Raw genomic sequence first — 19,822 nt, 5'->3', positions numbered from 1 at the left:
ATGGAAACCCGGGCGCACCATCTGCTGATCGGCAGCTTCATGCTGGCCTTTCTGGTTGCCATCGTGGCCTTCGTGCTATGGCTGGCCAAATCCGAGGTCGACCGGGAAGTCGCACGCTACAACATCTTCTTCAATGGATCGGTTGCTGGCCTGGGCGTTGGTGGCGATGTGCGCTTCAACGGCATCAAGGTCGGCTCGGTCTCGCAGATTCTGATCGACCGCGAGAATACCAGCCGGGTCCGCGTCGTGGCCGAGGTCGATGCCGATACGCCCATCCGTGCCGATTCCGAAGCCACGCTGCAGTTGCAGGGCATCACCGGCGTGTCGTTTGTGCAGATCACGCCGGGCAGCCGCGAGTCTCCGATCCTGCCGGTGGTGGCCGGCCGCGACCTGTCGAAATACCCGACGATCCGTTCGAAAGCCTCTGCCATCGAGGCGCTGTTCGAGGCCGCGCCTGACCTGATCACCCGTGCCGCCCAGGTGCTGAGCGACGAGAACCTGCAGAATATCGGCGGCTTCATTGCCGACCTGCGCTCGCTGTCGCAGACGCTGGCGCAGCGTCAGGATGCGATTGCCGGCGCGGTCGACAGTTTTGCCAAGACCAGCACCGATATCGCCAAGGCGGCCTCGGCGGCGCAGGAGATCGCCAGCAAGCTGGACCGCGTGATGAACGAGGCTGAGACAACACTGAAGACCACCAATCGGCTGCTGGAAGGCGATGCCACGGCGGCGGCGCAGGATGCGCGCAAGGCGATGGCGCAGCTGAACGAGGTGCTGGCCGGTGTCAGCGGCATCATCGAGGAGAACCGCGTGCCGCTCAACACCATGGCCACGGATGGCTTCGGCGAATTCCGTCGTCTGATGGCGGAGGCGCGTATCCTGGTCGCCAGCCTGGCGCGCGTGGCGCAGAGGCTGGAGGATAATCCGAGTTCGGTGCTGTTCGGCAACCGCGATGCCGAATACCGCAATGAAGGGGGAGGGCCGCGGCGATGAGCGATACCACAAGACGGAACCTGCTGCTGGCTGCCGCTGCGCTGCCATTGTCGGGCAGCCTCGCGGCCTGTGGCGGCCTGATCCCGCAGGCGCCGCCATCCAATCTCTATAACCTGTCGCCCAAGACGACCTTCCCGCCCAGCCTGCCGCGTGCCGACTGGCAGCTGGTGGTGGAGGAGCCCTATGCCGCGGGTGGCTTGGATACCCACAAGATCGCCATCTACACCAACCCCTACGAGGTGAAGTATTACGCCGAGGCGCGCTGGGCCGAGCGGGCGCCGCGCATGGTGCAGACCCTACTGGTGGAGAGTTTCGAGAATACCGGCAAGATCGTCGCCGTCGGGCGGCAGTCGGTCGGCCTGCGTTCGGACTTCAACCTGAAAAGCGACCTGCGCGAATTCCAGGCGGTGCTGAAAGACGGACAGGCCACACCGGAAATCGTGATCGTGCTGCAATCCAAACTGATCGCGCAGCCGCGCCAGCAGATCGTGGCGTCCGCTACTTTCGAGCGGCGCGCGACGGCAAAAAACACCACCATCCTGGCGGTGGTGGAAGCCTTCGACGACGCGCTGGGCAAGGTACTGCGCGATACCGTGCAGTGGGTGATGACGACGGGTAAGAAAGACGCCGCTTGAATCCAGATCCGCTTGCGGTAGCGGGTGGGTTTAGCCCTTGCTGCGCAGTTCGACGATCGGCTTGGACATCACCGCTTCCATGTCCCAGGGGAACAGGATCCAGGTATCCTGGCTCACTTCGGTGATGTAGCTGTCCACCATCGGCCGGCCCGAAGGCTTGGCATAGATGGTGGCGAAATGCGCCTTGGGCAGCAGCTGGCGCACGGCTTTGGCGGTAATGCCGGTATCGACCAGGTCGTCGATAATCAGCCAGCCTTCGCCCCGGTCGGGCAGGGCGGCAGTGGCTTCTTTCAGGATATTCACCTTGGTGCCGCGCTCCAGCTCGTTATAGGTCGAGCAGGAGATGGTCTCGATCACGCGCACATTCAGTTCGCGCGCCACGATGGCCGCCGGCACCAGGCCGCCGCGGGTAATCGCCACCACGCCCTTGTATGTCGTGCCGTTGTCGAGCAGGCGCCAGGCCAGCGCCTTGCAGTGCCGATGCAGCTCTTCCCAGGAGACCGGGAAGAATTTGGTATAGCCGTGGGTCTCGGTCATGTTCGGTCTCTTTGGCCGGTCTCTTATTGTGCGGTGGTCGCCTGGCGATAGGCTTCGATGGGGCCGCGGATATGCGGCGGAATTTCCACCGACTTCAGGATTTTCTCATCGACGATGCAGGAGACATGCGTGCCGGTGAAGCAGACTTCGCCAGCGGCATTCCGGCCCTTGAAGTCATAGGTGATGGTGGCGCGGCTCAGCTTTTCCACGCGCAGCTCGACCGTGAAGGGGTCGCCGCCTTTCAGTGCACGCTGGAAATCCAGTTTCGTGCTGACCGTGGGCGAACCCAGGCCCAGCTCCTTGTGCAGGCGCAGGAAGCTGAAACCGATCACATCGCGCCAGAAGGCCTCCAGCGTCTCCATCACATAGTCGAGGAACTGCGTGGTGTAGACCATGCCGGCGGGGTCGCATTCACCCCATTGCACAATGCGGGCGGCAGCGAAGGGACGGTCGGGAGTATAGGCAGCTGAATCGGTCATGGGCCGGGATCATACGGAGCCCTCCCGTAAAAATGAAGCGCCGGCGAAAAAGAAGGGGGCGCCCGGATGGTCCGGACGCCCCAGAAGTGACCCAAACAGGGAGGCGTTTTGGTTTTTTAACTAAGCCCGGCCTCAGGCGCGGACGTATTCGAAATCGATCGGCTGGTTGTTGATGCCGCGGGCCGGCGGCGCGATCCAGGCGGCATATTTGCCGATCTCGGTCACCGGCTTCATCAGGCTGATGACGAACAGACGGTCGTCCTCGGTCGGCAGCCAGTCGTGATGCCGGGAGTCCCAGTCGGCCTGGCTGATGACGCGGCCCTGCGGATCGACGCGCAGCTCGGCGAACTGGCCGATCTGGCGATGGAAGGCGCGGTGCGGCAGCTTCAGCTCGAAGTCGATGCCATGGCGCTTGATCACCTGGTTCCAGCGCATCACGCCACGGGCACAATCGGCGACATAGTCGTCACGCAGGCGTTCGTTCAGTGCGGTCAGCGCCGAGGCCTCGGTCTCGCGGAAACCGTCGCCATGCACTTCCAGCACCTTGTAGCTGGCATCGGTTAGCTTGTGGTCATCGCCGATGCGGGTCTCGTCGAAGCGGCCCTTGATGCCCATGGTGTAGTAGTTGGCGGCGTTGGTGGAGATTTCCGAACCGAACAGGTCGACCGACACGGAGAAATGGAAGTTCAGGTATTTCTGCAGTGTGGGCAGGTCGATGGCGCCATGCTTGCGCACATCGTCGGTCTTGAAGTCGCGCATGATCTCGCAGGTACGCTGGATCACGCGGCTGATGCCGGTCTCGCCCACGAACATATGGTGCGCTTCCTCGGTCAGCATGAAGCGGCAGGTGCGGGACAGTGGATCGAAGCCGCTCTCGGCCAGCGAGGCCAGCTGGAACTTGCCGTCGCGGTCGGTGAAGAAGGTGAACATGAAGAAGCTGAGCCAGTCCGGCGTCGCCTCGTTGAAGGCGCCGAGGATACGCGGCTTGTCATCATCGCCCGAACGGCGCTGCAGCAGGGCTTCGGCCTCTTCGCGACCGTCGCGGCCGAAATAGGCATCCAGCAGATAGACCATGGCCCAGAGATGGCGGCCTTCTTCCACATTGACCTGGAACAGGTTGCGCATGTCATACAGCGACGGGCAGGTCTGGCCGAGCAGCCGCTGCTGCTCCACCGAGGCCGGCTCGGTGTCGCCTTGCGTCACGATCAGGCGGCGCAGCACGCTGCGATATTCACCGGGCACGTCCTGCCAGGCGGCTTCGCCCTTGTGGTCGCCGAAGTTGACCTTGCGCTCGGCTTCCGGCTCGGCAAGGAAAATGCCCCAGCGATAGTCGGGCATCTTCACATAGTCGAAATGCGCCCAGCCCTGGCTGTCGACGCTGATCGCGGTGCGCAGATAGGCTTCACGCGCCTGGAAACCGGCCGGGCCCATATCGCCCCACCAGTCGAGGAATTTCGGCTGCCACTCTTCCAGCGCACGCTGCAGGCGGCGGTTGTCGCTGAGATTGACGTTATTCGGGATGCGGGAATTGTAGTCGATCGCCATGGCCGTTTCTCCCTGAAATCCGTTAGACGCGTTTGCGGTCGTAGGCGGCGCGCTGGCCGGTGCCGTAGAGCTTGAGCGCGCCCTGGTCGCCAACGGCGTTGGGACGCTGGAAAATCCAGTTCTGCCAGGCCGTCAGACGACCAAAGATCTTGGTCTCCATGGTCTCGGGGCCGCCGAACCGAAGCGAGGCTTCCATGCCGGTGAGGGCATCGGGCGAGAAGGCGGCGCGCTCTTCGATGGCGATGCGCACTTCGTCTTCCCAGTCGATGTCATCGGGCGTGAAGGTGACGAGGCCAGCCTCGTCGGCTGCCTCGGCATCGAGGTCGTTGCCGATCAGTTTCTTCAACTCATCGACCTGCGCCGGATTGTCGAGGTTGCGGCTGGCAATGCGGCTCAGCCCATTGCCCATCGGATAGGCGCCGAAATTCATCGGCGTCATGCGGACAGTCGCCGGCGGGCGATTGTCGCCTTCCATCTGGCCGTGCAGCATGTAGGAGCGGTCGGATGCCACGACGAGTTCAAGCAGCGTGCCGGTGAAGCAGGAGCCGGGTTCGATCAGCGCGAAGATCGAGCGCGAGGACACATCCACGCGCTTGAATACCCGCTTGAGGAACAGACGCACCTCACGCACCAGCCAGTTGGCCTTGTGCTGTTCGAGCGCGGCATCATAAGCGGCAACCAGATCGGCATCGCCTTCGCTGCGGAAGACCCACATGCCCACCGTCTCTTCGTTGGTGCGCAGATGCAGGATCAGATCGTCCAGTTCGCGGGCGAAGGCCAGCGACCAGAACTGGTCGCCCTGGGCCTGGATCGCCTCGGCTGTGGCAGGCGGTGCCACCTTGGGGCCATGCACGGTGATTTCGGCAATGCCCTTGGTGCGGTCGATCTTGGCCTCGACATGGCTGTAGGCCACGCGGTCGCCTTCGATCTTGCGGTCCAGCTTTGACAGCGCCACGCCCTTGGCATTGGCCGGGCGGTCAGATTTTGCCGCCATTTCCTGGGCACGCTCGCGCACGGTGTCCGCCAGCTTGGTACGCGGCACCACTTCATCGACCAGGCGCCAGTCAACGGCGCGCTTGCCCTTGATGCCTTCCTCGATGGTGCAGAAGAAATCGGCGCGGTCGCGGCGCACCATGCGTTTGTCGACCAGGCGGGTGAGGCCACCGGTGCCGGGCAGCACGGCGAGCAGTGGCACTTCCGGCAGCGATACCGAGGTGTTGCCGTCATCGGCCATCAGGATGTAGTCGGCGGCCAGCGCCAGTTCGTAGCCGCCGCCGGCGCAGGGGCCGTTCACGGCGGCGATATAGGTCTGTTTCGATTCGCTGGTGGCATCTTCAATGCCATTGCGGGTCTCGTTGGTGAATTTGCAGAAATTCACCTTCCAGCCATGGGCCGACTGGTTGAGCATGCGGATATTGGCACCGGCGCAGAAGATGCGTTCCTTGCCCGAGGTGAGGACGACCGAACGGATTTCAGGATGTTCGAAGCGCAGGCGCTGGATCGCGTCATGCAGTTCGATATCGACGCCGAGATCGTAGGAATTGAGCTTGAGTTCGTAGCCGGGGCGCAGGCCGCCATCTTCGCGCACATCCATCGCCAGGGTGGCGACGGCGCCATCGAAGCTCAGTTTCCAGTGTTTGTACTGGCTCGGCTCGGTGCGGAAATCGACCGGGCCATGGGCGCCATTGGTCTGGTGTTCGGCCATTGTAATCCTCCCTGACTGCGATGTGCATTATAATGCATTATCGAGCCGATGCAAGAATTATCTTGCAGGATTACTCGGCGGCCTCGCGGGCGAGCCAGGCCGGATGGGCCCGCAGTGCCGTGGCAAGATCCGTGGCGGCCTGGCTGGCCGATTTACCGGCAGTATCGAAGCTCATATCGGCGCGGGCATAGAGGGCCTCGCGCTGGGTCAGGATGCGTTTGAGGTCGGCCATGGCTTCCGACTGGCCGGTGATCGGCCGCATATCGCCCTGGGCGACCACCCGGCCCATATGTTCCTCGGGCGAGGCCTTCAGCCAGATGGTGAAGCATTGCGACAGCAGATGCGCATAGGTGACCGGCTCGGACGGCAGGCTGCCGCCGGTGGCGATCACCTTCGGCGCCGGATCGGCGGTGACACGTTCCAGCGCCCGGCGCTCGAAGCGGCGATAGGCGGCCTGGCCGTAAAGATCGAAAATCTCGTTCAACGAGAGGCCGGCTTCGACTTCGATTTCCTTGGCCATTTCGACAAACTGCAAGCCGAAAGCGTTCGCGAGCTGCATGCCCAGCGTGGTCTTGCCGGCACCGCGCAGGCCGATCAGCGCGATATGCCGCTTTATGCTTGGCGCGATGCCAAAGTGGTCGCGCACAAAGACCTGCAGTTCCTGCAACTGCTCGGGTGCCAGATCCTCGATCTGGCGCAGCAGCAAAGCCTGGTCGACGCCGAGCGGCGGGCGGTCGCCGAGGAAATCGGTGATCGGCAGATCCATGGCGCGGGCGATCTGGCGCAGCAGCAGGATCGAGATATTGCCGGCGCCGCCTTCCAGCTGGGCTAGGTAGCGCTCGGAAACCCCGGAATCCTTTGCCAGAATCTTGCGGCTCATACCGCGGCGGGCACGGGCGTTGCGAACACGCTCTCCAACCGTCTGCAGGAAGACGGTATCCTCGGGTGCGGTTTTATCCCGTGTTTCACTCATGAAGTGCATTATAGTGCAATTTCCTCTGGAGCGCCAGAAGATGATGCGTTATAGTTCGGGCTCACTACCAAGGTTCTGTTGAGGAGCGTTTCATGCAGGTATCCATTCTGGTCGGCACCATGACGGGGACTGCCGAACTCGTGGCGGGCGACGTCAAGAAGGCCCTGGAAGGCAAGGGCCATGCCGTCGACATCCTGCTGATGGACAACCTGAAGGCCGACGTGTTCCAGCGTCCGGGCGCTTTCCTTGTCATCACCTCCACCTACGGCCAGGGTGACGTGCCCGACAATGCGCGGGATTTCCATTCCGACCTGCTGGTGGTGCGGCCCGATCTGAGCGGCAAATATGTCGGCATCATCGGTCTGGGCGACACCACCTACCAGGATACGTTCAATCATGGCGGCAAACAGTTCGAGGATGCCTTGCGCAGCCTGAATGCCAGCATGGTGGGCGACCGGATGCAGCATAACGCCTCGGGCGGCACGTTGCCGGAAGACGATGGCGTGGCCTGGGCGATTGAATGGGCCGATCAGGTCGAACCGCTGGCCAAGGCTGCATAACCCGCCCGCATTCTCAGGCGGGCGGCGATAACACTATAAAAATTCCCGGGAGGAATTGATGCCGCGCTTTCTCGAGCTGCCGCGGCGGTATAACGCCGCGAGCCATTTCATCGACCGCCATATTGCCGAGGGCCGTGGCGACAAGACCGCCTTCATCGACGACAAGGGCCGCTACACCTATGCGGAACTTGCCGCACGTGTGAACCGTGCCGGGAATCTGCTGAAGGCCCAGGGCGTGCAGCCGGAGCAGCGCGTGCTGCTGGCGTTGCTGGATGGCATCGATTTCCCGGCACTATTTTTCGGTGCCATGAAGATCGGGGCCGTGCCGGTGCCGGTGAATACTTTGCTCACCACGCCTGATTACGATTTCATGCTGCGCGACAGCCGTGCAGTGCTGCTGGCTGTGTCGGATGCGCTGATGGAGCGCTTCCGTCCGATCATTTCCGGCCAGCCCTGTCTGCAGAATGTGCTGATCTCGGGCCAGGTGCCGCCAACAGTGACGCCGCTGGCCAGACTGCTGGATGAACAGTCCGACCAGCTGGACCCTGCCGCCACCACGCCCGACGATATCGGCTTCTGGCTTTATTCTTCCGGCTCCACCGGTGCACCCAAGGGCACCATGCATCTGCATGGCGACCTGGTGCACACGGCCGTGCTCTATGCGCAGGACGTGCTCGGCATCAAGGAAGACGATGTGGTCTTCTCGGCTGCCAAGCTGTTCTTCGCCTATGGCATGGGCAATGCCATGACTTTCCCGCTGCACGTCGGCGCCACCGCCGTGCTGATGGCCGAACGGCCAACACCGGCCGCGGTCATGAAGCGGCTGAAGGATCATCAGTGCAGCATCTTCTACGGTGTGCCGACGCTGTATGGCGGCATCCTGGCAGACAGCACGATCACCAAGGACAGCGGTTCGGCCAAGCTGCGCCGCTGTGTCTCGGCCGGTGAGGCGCTCCCCGAAGATATCGGCAAGCGCTGGGAAAAGCTGTTTGGTGTCGAGATTCTCGACGGCATCGGCTCGACCGAGATGCTGCATATCTTCCTGTCCAACCGGCCCGGCGAAGTGCGCTATGGCAGCACCGGCAAGGCCGTGCCGGGCTATGACCTGCGCGTGGTGGGCGAGGCCGGTCAGGATGTGGCGCCGGGCGAGATCGGCGAACTGCTGGTCAGCGGGCCGTCCTGCGCGGTTGCCTACTGGAACAATCGCACCAAGAGCCTGAACACTTTCCACGGCCCGTGGACGCGCACCGGCGACAAATATATCTGCGACAAGGATGGCTATTACACATATGCGGGCCGCAGCGACGACATGCTGAAGGTCAGCGGCATCTGGGTCTCGCCATTCGAGGTCGAGTCCGCGCTGCTGGGACATCCGAAAGTGCTGGAAGCCGCCGTCGTCGCCCATGCCGATGTGGACGAACTGGTGAAGCCCAAGGCCTATGTGGTGCTGCGGGCGGAATTCGTCGCGGAAGAAGCTCTGATCGGCGAGTTGCAGATGTTCGTCAAGGATCGTCTGGCACCCTATAAATATCCGCGCTGGATCGAATTCGTTGCCGAACTGCCGAAGACGGCGACCGGCAAGATCCAGCGGTTCAAGCTGCGCGGCTGAGATGCCCGGAAGCGGTATGCAATCTGTCGATACGCCGACCGGTCGCATTGAGTATCGCTGGGTCGGGCATCGCGGCACAGCGTTGCATGATGCTGCGCTTCCAGTGTTGGTCTTCCTGCATGAAGGCCTCGGCTGTGTCGCGTTATGGCGCGATTTCCCCGATCAGCTGGCGCAGGCGACCGGCCTGCCGGCGCTGGTCTATAGTCGTATCGGCTATGGCGGCTCGTCACCTTGCGCCTTGCCGCGACCGCTCACCTACATGCATGAGGAAGGCGAGGCGGGATTGCCAGCGTTGCTCACCGCTCTTGGCATCCAGAAGCATATCCTGGTCGGCCATTCCGACGGTGCCTCGATCTCATTGATCTATGCCGGCGCCAAAGTTCATGACGATCTGCTTGGCGTTGCCGTGCTGGCGCCGCACAGTTTCTGCGAAGAGGTTTCCGTCAGCTCGATCCGTACCGCCGGCAAGGCCTATGCCGAAGGCGACCTGCGCGCGCGGCTGGCGAAGTATCATGGCGATAATGTCGACTGCGCCTTTCGCGGCTGGTGCGACGCCTGGCTCGACCCGGCTTTCATGCGCTGGAATATCGAAGCTTATGTTGACCGGATCAGCGTGCCGGTGCTGGTGATCCAGGGCGAGGATGACGAATACGGCACCGCGGCGCAGGTCGGCAGCATCGCGCGCCGCACGAAAGGCGGAGTCGAGACGCTGCTGCTGCCCGGCTGTGGCCATTCGCCCCAACGCGACCAGCCTGCTGCAACCCTGAAGGCTTTGACCGGATTCATCGAAGAGTTGATTTAGATGATGGAAATGCCGGGATTCGGCAGATTTCCTGCCTGTAACTTTGTGCGGGTATCACACCGGGTATAATTTTTTGCGCACAATTTGGTTGCGCGTACACCGATTCTCACTAAACAACTGAGGATATGACTGGCAGCCCTCCTTCAGATGCTATGCCGCAGGCAAACCGGATTCTGGTGGTCGATGACCATCGTGAATTCGGCGATTTCGTGCAACGTGTCGCCGCCAAGGCCGGGTTCGAGGTTTCCGTCGCCACCTCCGGGGCGGAGTTCAAGGATGTGTACCACGCGGTGCAGCCCAGCATCGTTTGCCTCGACATCGTCATGCCGACGGAAGATGGCATCGAGCTGATGAACTGGCTGGCGGCAGAACGCAGCCGTGCTGCCATTTACATCATCACCGGACACAGCCCATCTTTTGCGCGAGCCGCGGTCGCGATTGGCCGCAGTCGCGGGCTCAACATCGTCGGCGTCTTACAGAAGCCGGTCAGCCTCGACGCGCTGCGCAATATCCTGAAGGCGGCGCGCGACGGCACCGATATGGTCGCCGCCGATTAGGCTTTTGATGTCCCGGTCGACTTGAACGCTGCTTCGATCTTGGCCAGCAGACGCGTCAGATCTACAGGTTTGGTGTCGTAGTCGACGCAGCCGGCATCCAGGCTGCGTTCACGATCAGTCGCCAGGGCATGGGCCGTCAGCGCGATCACCGGAATGGCGGCAGTCTGCGGTACGGCTTTCAGCCGTCGGGTGGTCTCCAGCCCGTCGATGCCGCTGCCCAGGCCGATATCCATGAGAATCAGATCGGGCATTTCACGCGGGACGACGTCCAGTGCCGCCTCGCCGGTTTCAGCATAACACAGGTCGAATCCGCGCTTTTGCAGGCGGCGTCCCAGCATGTCGCGGTTGAAGGCATTGTCTTCGACAATCAGCAGCTTGGTCATGAGGCGACGGCGTTCTGGATTTGCGCCGGCACCGCAATGGTGAAGATGGCACCCTTACCCGAGGCGGACACCAGGGTGATGTCGCCGCCGAGCAGGCGAACCAGCCGGCGGCTGAGCGCCAGACCAAGCCCGGTACCGCCATGATGGCGCGCGGTATTGCTGTCGCCGCGATGGAAGTCCTCGAAAATGTCGGCCTGGAATTCCGGCGCAATGCCGATGCCGGTATCGCGCACGGCAATCTCGATCCAGTCCGCCTCATCACGACGGACCGAGCAGGTTTCGATCGAGACTTCACCGTTTTTGGTGAACTTGGCAGCATTGCCCAGCAGGTTGATCACCGCCTGACGCAGCTTGGTGGCGTCGGTATCCAGATGTGTCACCCGACTGCGGTGTTCGACAGTGCAGTGGTTGTTATTATCTTCCAGCAGCCTACGGCAGACGGTGAGTGAATCGTCGATCAGGTCTTTCAGCTGTACGCGTTCGACGGCAACGTCCATCTTGCCCGCCTCAATCTTGGAAAGGTCGAGAATGTCGTTGATCAGCGCCAGGATATGCTTGCCGGCAGTGTGGATTTTTTCCAGGTCGCCGCGTGCGCTGCCGTCATCGCGCTCCTCGGCTTCCTCCATCAGGATTTCGCTATAGCCGATCACCGCGTTCAGCGGGGTACGCAGTTCATGGCTCATGCTGGCCAGAAAATCGGTCTTGGCTGTGCTGGCACGCTCGGCAACGTGTTTGGCTTTCAGCAGTTCGATGGTGCGCTCGGCCACCATGCCTTCCAGCTTTTCATTCATGTTGCGCAGGCGCAGCGCCTCGGCCTGGGCGCGTTTGGCCAGGGTCTGGTCGAACATCGCGGCCAGCAGCGCCAGGAACAGGATGACAAAGGACGCCGAGGCTACCGCAACGGCCAGAATCTCCGACGACGCGCCTTCCGTCGGAGCGAGGGCGCCGTGAGCAGGGATGTAACTGGCGGCGGCCATGCCGGTGTAATGCATGCCGGCCACGGCAACGGTCATCAGCGCCGAAGCGCCGAGCTTGGCGCCCGGTGTGCGGGAGTTGAACGAGAGCCACAGCGCGGCGGCGGAGGCGGCAATGCCGATCAGCACCGAGAGGGCAACCAACTTGGCATCCCACTGGATGGTGGCGCCCATCTGCATGGCCGCCATGCCGGTGTAATGCATGGCGCTGACACCAAGGCCGGCGATAATGCCGGCCACCGGCAGGCTGTAGACCTCGCCTGGCCGGAACGCGACGAGCAAGAGGCCGAAGGCCACAACGACAATAGCAACCAGGAATGAAATGACCGTGAGGCCCGGTGCATAACGCACCGGCATGTCCATGTCGAAGGCGAGCATGGCGACGAAATGCATGCTCCAGATGCCCCCACCGAGTGCGATCGCGGCACCAAGCAGCCAGCCCATACGGGTCTGCCCGCTGCTGGATTCAATACGGCCTGCCAGGGTCAGGGCCGTGAAGCTGGCGAAGAAAATCACCGTCAGACTGAGCAGCACCAGTTCCGGCTGGTAGGTCTCGGTCAACGGGACAGAAAGATATTGCATGTCAAAATTTGACATAGGGCCAGAGCCTGATGGTTAATTTCCGACAACACTTTTGTACAGATTGGGGCGAAATTTTCTCTCCAGAAGTGTGAAGGTTGCGATAGAGATTGCATAAGCCAAGGGCAGGATAAATCCCAATTGAATCGAGTGGAACAGGATCACTTTGTGCCAGTGTGTGATGATGCCAATTCGTTCGGCAATGATTTCTGTCCAGATTGCGAACTGTCCCGCCCGGCTCATGATGATCGGGTAATGCCAAAGATAAAGGCTATATGAAATCGCTCCGGTGAGCATCATGAGCCTGGCAGCATGCCGATAGAGACTATATCGACTACCGAGAGTGTCTTCAGATGGACATTCGACCAAGTATATGGTGGCGATCGATGCAATCACGACAATGAGTTGTGCATAGGTTCGCTGACCATTCAATTCAAGCCAATTGTAAAGCAAATGAATGACTAAGGCCCCGATGAAGAGGGCTGTCAGCTTTAGGCCTTCATTCACCTGAAATGACCGGCGTTGGATGGCCAGGTTGACGGCGTATCCGGCTAGGAAAGCATAGACGTACTGGAAGTATTCGCCATACCGCCATGTCGAGGTCAGCCACCATGCTGCTGCGAGGGCTACCAGACACAAGGGAAGACCAAACCGCCGATGCCCAAACGCCCAGAACACGAAGGGTGCGACAAGGTAATATTGCATTTCGTGCGACAGTGACCACGTCACAAGATTGATGCTGCGCCCTGTAAAATTATTCACGAAGAACAGGTCGCCAAGCAGGGTTTTGAGCGACAAGACTGAAGCGCCATACAGGCCAATGCATATCGCCAGATTGAAGTACAGAAGAGGCGCCAGCCGATAATAGCGATTCTTGTAGAATGCAGCGATGCCATGCCACGAGACATCGTAGCGGGCGTCGTGAAACACCTTCCCCATGAGGTAGCCGCTCTGCACAAAGAACAGAATGACAAAGTTTGTACCCAGCAACGGAGTCAGGACAAAGAGTGCGTCCAGAATGGAATTCTTATGCTGGTTCCCGTGTATGAATACGCCCACAGTGCTTTGTGAGATGAACGTCCCGAGACTGTATTCTCCGATGCCAAAGGCGTGGCCAAGCAAGACACCGATGATTGCGATACCCCGCAGGATCAGAAGGTAGTCGATTGGCTCGGGATTTATTTTGGACAACACAGTGATGACACCAGGGTTGATCGGGCGTTTTTGCGATCTCTTCTTTCCTGTAACGGCCATATCTGGATCCATCAAGCGGCCGGTTCGGGGCGGGACTGGAGGGGTTTGCCCGTGGCGTCTATGGCGGGTTTGACAACTGATGATTGCGGTTAGCGGGTAAAGTTTATCTGAGTTTTACTCTCACTTGCAGCCAGGCCGAGCTGGTGCTAATTTGACTGAAAGTCATTATCAAGAGCCCGTTTTGGAGGATCATATGCGCCGGCAAACCACCATTTCCGCCACGGTTTCGCGCCGCCTGCTGCTGTTGGGGGCACTTGCTGCCAGCATGGTGTTCGGTCTGCCGCAGGCGGTCATGGCCCAGGACAAGGTGGTGAACCTGTATTCCTCGCGCCATTACGACACCGACGAGGCGCTGTACGAGACCTTCACCAAAAAGACCGGCATCAAGATCAATCGAATCGAAGCCGGTGAGGATCAGCTGCTGCAGCGGATGCGCGCCGAGGGCGACAAGAGCCCGGCCGACGTGCTGATCACGGTGGATGCGGGCCGGCTCTGGCGTGCGCAGCAGAACGGCCTGCTGCAGCCGACCAAGTCAGCGGTACTGGAAAAGGCGATCCCGGCGCATCTGCGCGAAGCCGAGGGCCACTGGTTCGGCTTTTCCAAGCGCGCGCGTGTCTTGGTGGTGAACAAGGACAAGGTGAAATCGGGTGAACTGACCCGCTACGAGGATCTGGCCGATCCGAAGTGGAAGGGCCGCCTGCTGATCCGCTCGTCCACCAACGTTTACAACCAGTCGATCGTCGGCTCGATGATTGCCACGCTGGGTGCACCGGCAACCGAGGTTTGGGCCAGGCATGTGGTGGAGAATTTCGCCCGCGCGCCGAAGGGTGGCGACACCGACCAGATCAAGGCGGTGGCGGCCGGTGAGGGCGACGTGGCGCTGTCGAACACCTATTACTTCGCGCGCCTGCTGAATTCGGCCAAGCCGGAAGACAAGGCCGTGGTGGCCAAACTGGCAGTGATCTTCCCCAACCAGGGCGATCGCGGTACCCATGTGAATGTCAGCGGCGCCGGCGTTGCCAAATATGCACCGAACAAGGCGAATGCGATCAAGTTCCTCGAGTATCTCGCCTCTGCCGAAGCACAGAACTACTTTGCCAAGGGCAACTACGAATTCCCGGTAATCGCCAATGTGCCGCTGCACCCGGTGATCGCATCCTGGGCCGAGTTCAAGGAAGACCAGATCAATGCCGCCGTCTTCGGCCGCAACAACGAAGATGCGCTGAAGCTGATGGACCGGGCTGGCTGGAAGTAACCGGTCTGGCTGAAACTGGACTGGACAGAAGGGCGGGGGAAACCCCGCCCTTTTCCGTTGCCGGTGGCATGGAACAGGGGATCGGATAAACTGCGGGCCGATTCTTCCGGAGGACCGTCATGACCCGCACCGTAATCACGCTTGCCGCACTGCTGTCGTTTTCATTCGGCGGCGGCCTGATCGGTGGCTATATCGGCGGCCTGCATGCAGCGCGCGGGCAGCAGGGCGAATTCCAGGTGCTGAATGCCAGCATCGACAAGGTCACGGCTGCGACGGTCAACATGGTGGCCTCGCTGGCGACCGATACCGAAATCATTGCCGGAGACCTGGCCGAATTGAACGGCCGGCTCAACACGCTGGATGTGCGGGTGAAGGATCTCGCGCGGCAGGCCGCGCCGCGCAACTGATGCCGGGCCGCCTCAGTCCTCGGCGTTCAGCTTGCGCAGGGCGGCGGTGACCATCGCATTGCGCTGATCCATTTTCAGCAGATGCTGCCGTATCACGCTGCGCAATGACTCGGAATCGCTCACTTCCAGCGGCGTCCAGAACCGGCGGCTGGCGCGGAAGAAGCCAACTTCATCCAGGAATGACACGCCGAAATAATACGCCTCGGCCGGACTGGCATAGGGTTCGTCATCGAAATGGCCGTCCGGCCGGATCGACACGTTGAGCGAGCGCGCCACCATGATGGTCAATTCCGCCGTGGCGCGCGACTTCTGCTCGGCCGTCATATAGGGCCAAGCACGGCGCAGCAGGCGGGTAACGTCATAGGCATGGTGATTGTTCTGCTTGCCCTGGTCGCGCCAGCCGTAAGGATAGCGGCTGGTGCGGATGGCAAACAGCGTATCGGCCAGTTCGCGCATATGCGGCGGGTCGTTCGGCCGGTAGCTGATGGCATGGAAGGTGATGCTGAGGTCGTTGGTTTTCTTCAGTTCGCCATCGATCATGTACCAGGCGCCCCAGAAACCGGTTTCGGGATTCTGCGCCGTCTTGTCGAGGAAGTCGTTCAGGGTCGCGGCCAGTTCCACCACCGGCGTACCAGTCGGCAGCAAGGCGGCCACCTTCGGCTTGAACAGCAGCTGCGCCAGGCTGGTGATCGCGTAGTTGAGTTCCTTGCGGTTATCGATGCCGGTGGCTTTCACATCGGAGACCAGCAGGCCCTCAAGGTAGTTGCGCATCTTTTCCGGCGTGTTGACCGGCTCGAAGAAATGCAGCGGATATTCCGGCGTCTTGCCGGCTTCGACCAGTTCCTTCAGCGGGTCGACGCTGGCATCGAGCCGCAGATACCATGACTTGTAGCAGCCACCCCAGGAGCCATCCTCGGGCGATTGCTTGAAGGCGTGATCCTGGTCCGGATCGGCCAGGCTGGCGCGCAGGTCATCCAGCCGCGCGCGCACGCCTTCGATGTTGTTTGTATAATTCATCATATCGCGTGCTTCGCCCATGATCTGGGTCGAGCAGAGCGGCTCATGGCCATCGCGATGCAGGGCCATCACCTGGTCGCGCAGGGCCTGCAGTTCCACGCGAAACCGCCCGTTCATGTCGCGCTTGTAGGGCGATACCGGAATGTAATTCGGAATGTAGCGGTAGTGGATCGGGGTCTGCGGGCTGGCTGTCACGGTCGGCTTGCGGCTCCATTCCGGCTGCAGTGTGGAAATGACAATGCCGCCAACCAGCGCCATGGCGCCAATGGCAACCAGCAACAGCAAGCGCACCCGCATCGCTCAGACCGGATCAGCCATGCTTGGCAAGCACCATGAAACAGGGCACCGGCTGGCCCATTTCTTCGCGGCCGTGGGTGTCTTCGAAACTGATTACGGTGAAACCGGCTTGTTCCAGCGCGCCCTTCACATAGCCGGCGTCGTGCTGGTAGCGCCCGGTGGGGCCAAGGCGGTAGCCATCGTTGCTGCCGGCATCAAACGGCATCGCTTCGACAGTGAACCCGAACAGTCCCTGCGGCGCAGTCCTGGCGGCCAGCGCGGTGAAGCTCGGGGTCAGGGCGCCGAAATAACAGAAAACGTCGGCGGCAACGGTGATGTCGTAGCGGTCACTCGTTGCCGCGAGGAAGGCGCCCAGTTCGGCCTCATGCAGCGCATCATAAATCTTGCGCTCCTGTGCCTTGGCCAGCATGCCGCCACTGAGATCGACGCCCACCAGGGTCTTCGATACCGGTCGCAGGAACGGTGCGCAGAGCCCGGTGCCGCAGCCGGCGTCGAGCACGGTCAGGCCGGTGCGGCCAGCCAGCTGATCCTTGATGGCCGTGCAGAGCAGCTCCGGCACACGATAGCCCAGGCCGCCCAGCACTTTCTCGAAATCATTGGCGAAGCGGTCGAAGGTCTCGCGGACATAGCCGTCGCCAGCGCGTTCGGGCACCTGGCCGCCCAGGACCGCGGCAGCCATATGCTGTGCCACCGCATCATCGGGGAAGGCGGCCTTCCAGCGTTCGGCATATTCGCGCGCCTTGGCGGTCTCGCCGCTGCGCACCAGGCCATAAAGCATCTCGCCCATATGGTATTGCAGCATGGTGTCGTTGGGCGAAACGACCAGCGCCCGGGCGGCAATTTCGGCACCCTCGGCATAGCGGCCAATCTTGTGCAGCGACAGCGACAGGGTGCGCAGCGCATCGGGCTGGTCGGGCGACAGCTGCAAGGCGGCAAAGGCGGCTTCGGCCGCAGCAGGATAATCTTCCCGTATCGTCAGCAGGCCGGCCAGGTTGACATGGGCCGCCGCATAATTGGGCTGCAGTGCCAGGGCCTGGCGATAGGTGTCTTCGGCTTCCTGCAGCTGGTTGTTTTCGCGATAGGCGTTGCCCAGGCTGAAATAGGCCTGCGCGTAGGAAGGATTGAAACTAAGGGCTGCCTGATAGCTCTCGATTGCGCCAGCCAGATCGCCGGTCTGCTTGAGCGCGACGCCGATATTGAAATGCAGCAGGGCATAGGTCGGGTTGGACAGCAGACCATCGCGATAGGCCTGCAGGGCCTGGTTGGTGCGTCCGTTGCGCAGATAGGCGTTGCCCAGATGCACGTAGCCTTCCGGTGCTGTCGGCGCCAGACCGATCACGCGTTTGAAGGCCTGCACCGCAGGCTTGAACTCATCGCGCTGGGCATGAATCTGGCCAAGACGGAACCAGGCCTCCACATGGCTGGGCAGTCGCTTCAGCACATCCTGCAGGATGCGCTGCGCGCCATCGAGGTCGCCCTGGCCAGCCAGGGCATTGGCGGCGGCAACCGGATCGGTATTGGTGCCGATGCCGGCCTGCTGCAGAAGCATGTCGCTGACTGAATTCGCCATAATCCTAAAATCCTGCCTGCCGCCGGCCCTGTATGTCCGGCGGGTTACGCTGCGTCGGTTTCACTTTCGCCGGGACGCGACCGTGCCACCACATGATGCAGCCAGATTACGGGAATGAGGCTCACCGCCACAATGATCAGGGCGCCGGTCGATGCCTCGGCCAGCCGTTCGTCGCTGGCCAGCTGGTAGACCCGAACCGCCAGGGTATCGAAATCAAAGGGCCGCACGATCATGGTGGCCGGTAATTCTTTCAATACATCCACGAAAACCAGCATGGCCGCGGTCAGCAGGCTGCCGCGCAGCAGGGGCGCATGGACCCGCCGGATCACGCCCAGCGGAGTTTCGCCCAGCACCCGGGCGGCTTGGTCCAGGCTGGGCCTGATTCGGTGCAGGCCACCGTCCACCGTATTGAAGGCGACTGCGAGGAATCGCACCAGATAGGCATAGAACAGGGCGATCACGGTGCCGCTCAGCAGCAGCCCGGGCCCTTTGCCGAACAGGGAGCCGGACAGCGCGTTCAGGGTATGGTCGAAGGCGGCAAGTGGCAGCACGACGCCGATGGCTATGACCGATCCGGGCACAGCATAGCCCATGGTGGCAAGGCGGATCACCCAGTTGGTGATACGGCTGGGTGTGATGCGGTGAACATAGGCCAGGCCCAGCGCCACCGCGATCAGGATCACCGCGGCGATGCCGGCCAGAACGAAACTGTTGGCCGCGAAACCGGCGAGGCGGCTGATGCTGAAGCCATCGCCCTCATTGAGGGCCAGATGCAGCAGCCAACCGCCGGGCAGGGCAAAGCCGATCAGGATCGGCAGGGCACAGGCCATGATCGCGAATGTGGCGGCTGTTGTCGACAGCGGGCGCAGCGGCAACGGTCGTGTGCGTGCGGAGGTATGATGGAATCGTTTGGCCTGCCGGCCGGCGCGTTCCAGCATGACGACGGCAAGCACGAAGATCAGCAGCATGGCGGCGAGCTGCGCCGCGGCAGTGACATCGCCCATGCCGAACCAGGTGCGATAGATCGCGGTGGTAAAGGTGGGAACGCCGAGCCAGCTGACGGCACCGAAATCGGCCAGGGTTTCCATCAGCACCAGCGCGACACCGCCGGCGATCATCGGCCGCGCCAGCGGCAGCGCGATGCGGCGAAAGCGGGTCCAGGGCCCCAGGCCAAGCGTGCGGCCGACTTCCAGCACGCAGACCGACTGGTCGAGGAAGGCGGCGCGGGCCAGCATGAAGACGTAAGGATAGAAGCTGAAGATGAAGAGCGCGATGGCACCCTGCAGCGACATGAAATCGGGAAACCAGTAATCGCCGCGCTGCCAGCCGAACAGCTGCCGCAAGCCGGTTTGCACCGGGCCGGCGAATTGCAGCAGGTCGCTGTAGATGAAAGCGCTAACATAGGCCGGCATCGCCAGCGGCAGGAACAGCGCCCAGGACAGGAAACGCCGCCCGGGGAACTCGGTCATGGTGACCAGCCAGGCACAGCCCGTGCCGACCGCCATGGCACCCAGCCCGACCCCGATCATCAATAGAACCGTGTTGAGCAGCATCTCGGGCAGCACGGTGGAAATCAGGTGCTGCCAGACTTCCGGCGCCGGCTGGGCGAGGTTGACCAGAATGGCGAAAATCGGCGCGGCAATGACCAGAGCGACCAGGCTGGCAAACACCAGCCACCCCATGCCATGGCG

General features: G+C 61.8%; 19 protein-coding genes. 8 read left to right on the top strand and 11 right to left on the bottom strand.

Annotated elements, in window-relative coordinates:
• Positions 1 to 993 (top strand): MlaD family protein, encoded by a 993-nt coding sequence (locus AAG799_RS07290; protein ID WP_341895150.1) that lies wholly within the window; start codon positions 1 to 3, stop codon positions 991 to 993.
• Complete coding sequence (locus AAG799_RS07285) at positions 990 to 1,628, top strand: ABC-type transport auxiliary lipoprotein family protein (RefSeq protein ID WP_341895149.1); 639 nt, start codon at positions 990 to 992, stop codon at positions 1,626 to 1,628. Before AAG799_RS07290 ends, AAG799_RS07285 begins: the two co-directional genes overlap by 4 nt.
• 30 nt (positions 1,629 to 1,658) lie before the next feature.
• On the opposite strand, the gene gpt is transcribed toward AAG799_RS07285, so the two are convergent.
• The 5 genes from gpt to AAG799_RS07260 all read right to left on the bottom strand — a co-directional run bounded on the left by gpt (position 1,659) and on the right by AAG799_RS07260 (position 6,867).
• Positions 1,659 to 2,165, bottom strand: a complete 507-nt coding sequence (gene gpt / locus AAG799_RS07280) for a xanthine phosphoribosyltransferase (RefSeq protein WP_341895148.1) — start codon at positions 2,163 to 2,165, stop codon at positions 1,659 to 1,661.
• Between the two features lie 23 nt (positions 2,166 to 2,188).
• Positions 2,189 to 2,644: a thioesterase family protein gene (locus AAG799_RS07275; protein WP_341895147.1), complete on the bottom strand. Its 456-nt coding sequence runs from the start codon at positions 2,642 to 2,644 to the stop codon at positions 2,189 to 2,191.
• Between the two features lie 132 nt (positions 2,645 to 2,776).
• Positions 2,777 to 4,189: a benzoyl-CoA 2,3-epoxidase subunit BoxB gene (gene boxB / locus AAG799_RS07270; protein WP_341895146.1), complete on the bottom strand. Its 1,413-nt coding sequence runs from the start codon at positions 4,187 to 4,189 to the stop codon at positions 2,777 to 2,779.
• A 22-nt stretch (positions 4,190 to 4,211) separates the two neighbouring features.
• On the bottom strand, positions 4,212 to 5,894 hold the full coding sequence (boxC, locus tag AAG799_RS07265) for a 2,3-epoxybenzoyl-CoA dihydrolase (RefSeq protein WP_341895145.1): 1,683 nt from the start codon (positions 5,892 to 5,894) through the stop codon (positions 4,212 to 4,214).
• Positions 5,895 to 5,964: 70 nt separating this feature from the next.
• Complete coding sequence (locus tag AAG799_RS07260; RefSeq protein ID WP_341895144.1) at positions 5,965 to 6,867, bottom strand: helix-turn-helix transcriptional regulator; 903 nt, start codon at positions 6,865 to 6,867, stop codon at positions 5,965 to 5,967.
• A 92-nt stretch (positions 6,868 to 6,959) separates the two neighbouring features.
• On the opposite strand from AAG799_RS07260, the gene AAG799_RS07255 reads away from it, so the two are divergent.
• The 4 genes from AAG799_RS07255 to AAG799_RS07240 all read left to right on the top strand — a co-directional run bounded on the left by AAG799_RS07255 (position 6,960) and on the right by AAG799_RS07240 (position 10,395).
• On the top strand, positions 6,960 to 7,427 hold the full coding sequence (locus tag AAG799_RS07255; RefSeq protein WP_341895143.1) for a flavodoxin domain-containing protein: 468 nt from the start codon (positions 6,960 to 6,962) through the stop codon (positions 7,425 to 7,427).
• Positions 7,428 to 7,485: 58 nt separating this feature from the next.
• Positions 7,486 to 9,036, top strand: a complete 1,551-nt coding sequence (locus tag AAG799_RS07250; RefSeq protein ID WP_341895142.1) for a benzoate-CoA ligase family protein — start codon at positions 7,486 to 7,488, stop codon at positions 9,034 to 9,036.
• A 16-nt stretch (positions 9,037 to 9,052) separates the two neighbouring features.
• A complete protein-coding gene (locus AAG799_RS07245) occupies positions 9,053 to 9,838 on the top strand; it encodes an alpha/beta hydrolase (protein WP_341895141.1) in 786 nt (261 codons plus the stop codon).
• A gap of 152 nt (positions 9,839 to 9,990) precedes the next feature.
• Positions 9,991 to 10,395 carry a response regulator gene (locus tag AAG799_RS07240; protein WP_341895140.1) on the top strand — a complete coding sequence of 135 codons (405 nt, stop codon included), beginning with the start codon at positions 9,991 to 9,993 and terminating at the stop codon, positions 10,393 to 10,395.
• Here AAG799_RS07240 and AAG799_RS07235 read toward each other — a convergent pair.
• From AAG799_RS07235 to AAG799_RS07225, 3 genes are read right to left on the bottom strand one after another with little or no spacing between them, the layout of a single operon-like run.
• Positions 10,392 to 10,778: a response regulator gene (locus AAG799_RS07235; protein WP_341895139.1), complete on the bottom strand. Its 387-nt coding sequence runs from the start codon at positions 10,776 to 10,778 to the stop codon at positions 10,392 to 10,394. The genes AAG799_RS07240 and AAG799_RS07235 overlap by 4 nt on opposite strands.
• Complete coding sequence (locus AAG799_RS07230; RefSeq protein WP_341895138.1) at positions 10,775 to 12,334, bottom strand: MHYT domain-containing protein; 1,560 nt, start codon at positions 12,332 to 12,334, stop codon at positions 10,775 to 10,777. The genes AAG799_RS07235 and AAG799_RS07230 overlap by 4 nt, the downstream gene beginning before the upstream one ends.
• Before the next feature lie 33 nt (positions 12,335 to 12,367).
• The gene (locus AAG799_RS07225) at positions 12,368 to 13,585 is read right to left on the bottom strand and encodes an acyltransferase (RefSeq protein WP_341895137.1); all 1,218 of its coding nucleotides are present in this window, start codon (positions 13,583 to 13,585) and stop codon (positions 12,368 to 12,370) included.
• 193 nt (positions 13,586 to 13,778) lie between these two features.
• Between AAG799_RS07225 and AAG799_RS07220 the strand changes: the two genes are divergently transcribed.
• Both AAG799_RS07220 and AAG799_RS07215 read left to right on the top strand, forming a co-directional pair.
• Entirely contained in the window at positions 13,779 to 14,840 is a 1,062-nt protein-coding gene (locus AAG799_RS07220) for a Fe(3+) ABC transporter substrate-binding protein (protein WP_341895136.1), read from the top strand.
• 119 nt (positions 14,841 to 14,959) lie between these two features.
• The gene (locus AAG799_RS07215; RefSeq protein WP_341895135.1) at positions 14,960 to 15,247 is read left to right on the top strand and encodes a hypothetical protein; all 288 of its coding nucleotides are present in this window, start codon (positions 14,960 to 14,962) and stop codon (positions 15,245 to 15,247) included.
• Positions 15,248 to 15,259: 12 nt separating this feature from the next.
• Here the strand turns inward: AAG799_RS07215 and AAG799_RS07210 are convergent, their stop codons facing one another.
• From AAG799_RS07210 to AAG799_RS07200, 3 genes are all read right to left on the bottom strand, one after another.
• Positions 15,260 to 16,561 carry a hypothetical protein gene (locus AAG799_RS07210; RefSeq protein ID WP_341895134.1) on the bottom strand — a complete coding sequence of 434 codons (1,302 nt, stop codon included), beginning with the start codon at positions 16,559 to 16,561 and terminating at the stop codon, positions 15,260 to 15,262.
• 13 nt (positions 16,562 to 16,574) lie between these two features.
• Positions 16,575 to 18,131 (bottom strand): tetratricopeptide repeat protein, encoded by a 1,557-nt coding sequence (locus AAG799_RS07205; RefSeq protein ID WP_341895133.1) that lies wholly within the window; start codon positions 18,129 to 18,131, stop codon positions 16,575 to 16,577.
• 44 nt (positions 18,132 to 18,175) lie between these two features.
• Positions 18,176 to 19,822 (bottom strand): iron ABC transporter permease (locus AAG799_RS07200; protein ID WP_341895132.1); only part of this gene is annotated, 1,647 nt, incomplete at its 5' end.

Origin of the sequence: Ferrovibrio terrae, assembly GCF_943371255.1 — a bacterium.
In the GTDB taxonomy this organism is placed as follows: domain Bacteria; phylum Pseudomonadota; class Alphaproteobacteria; order Ferrovibrionales; family Ferrovibrionaceae; genus Ferrovibrio; species Ferrovibrio terrae_B.
Note: the sequence above shows the minus strand (reverse complement) of the source record. Positions and strands in the feature narration are given on the sequence as shown.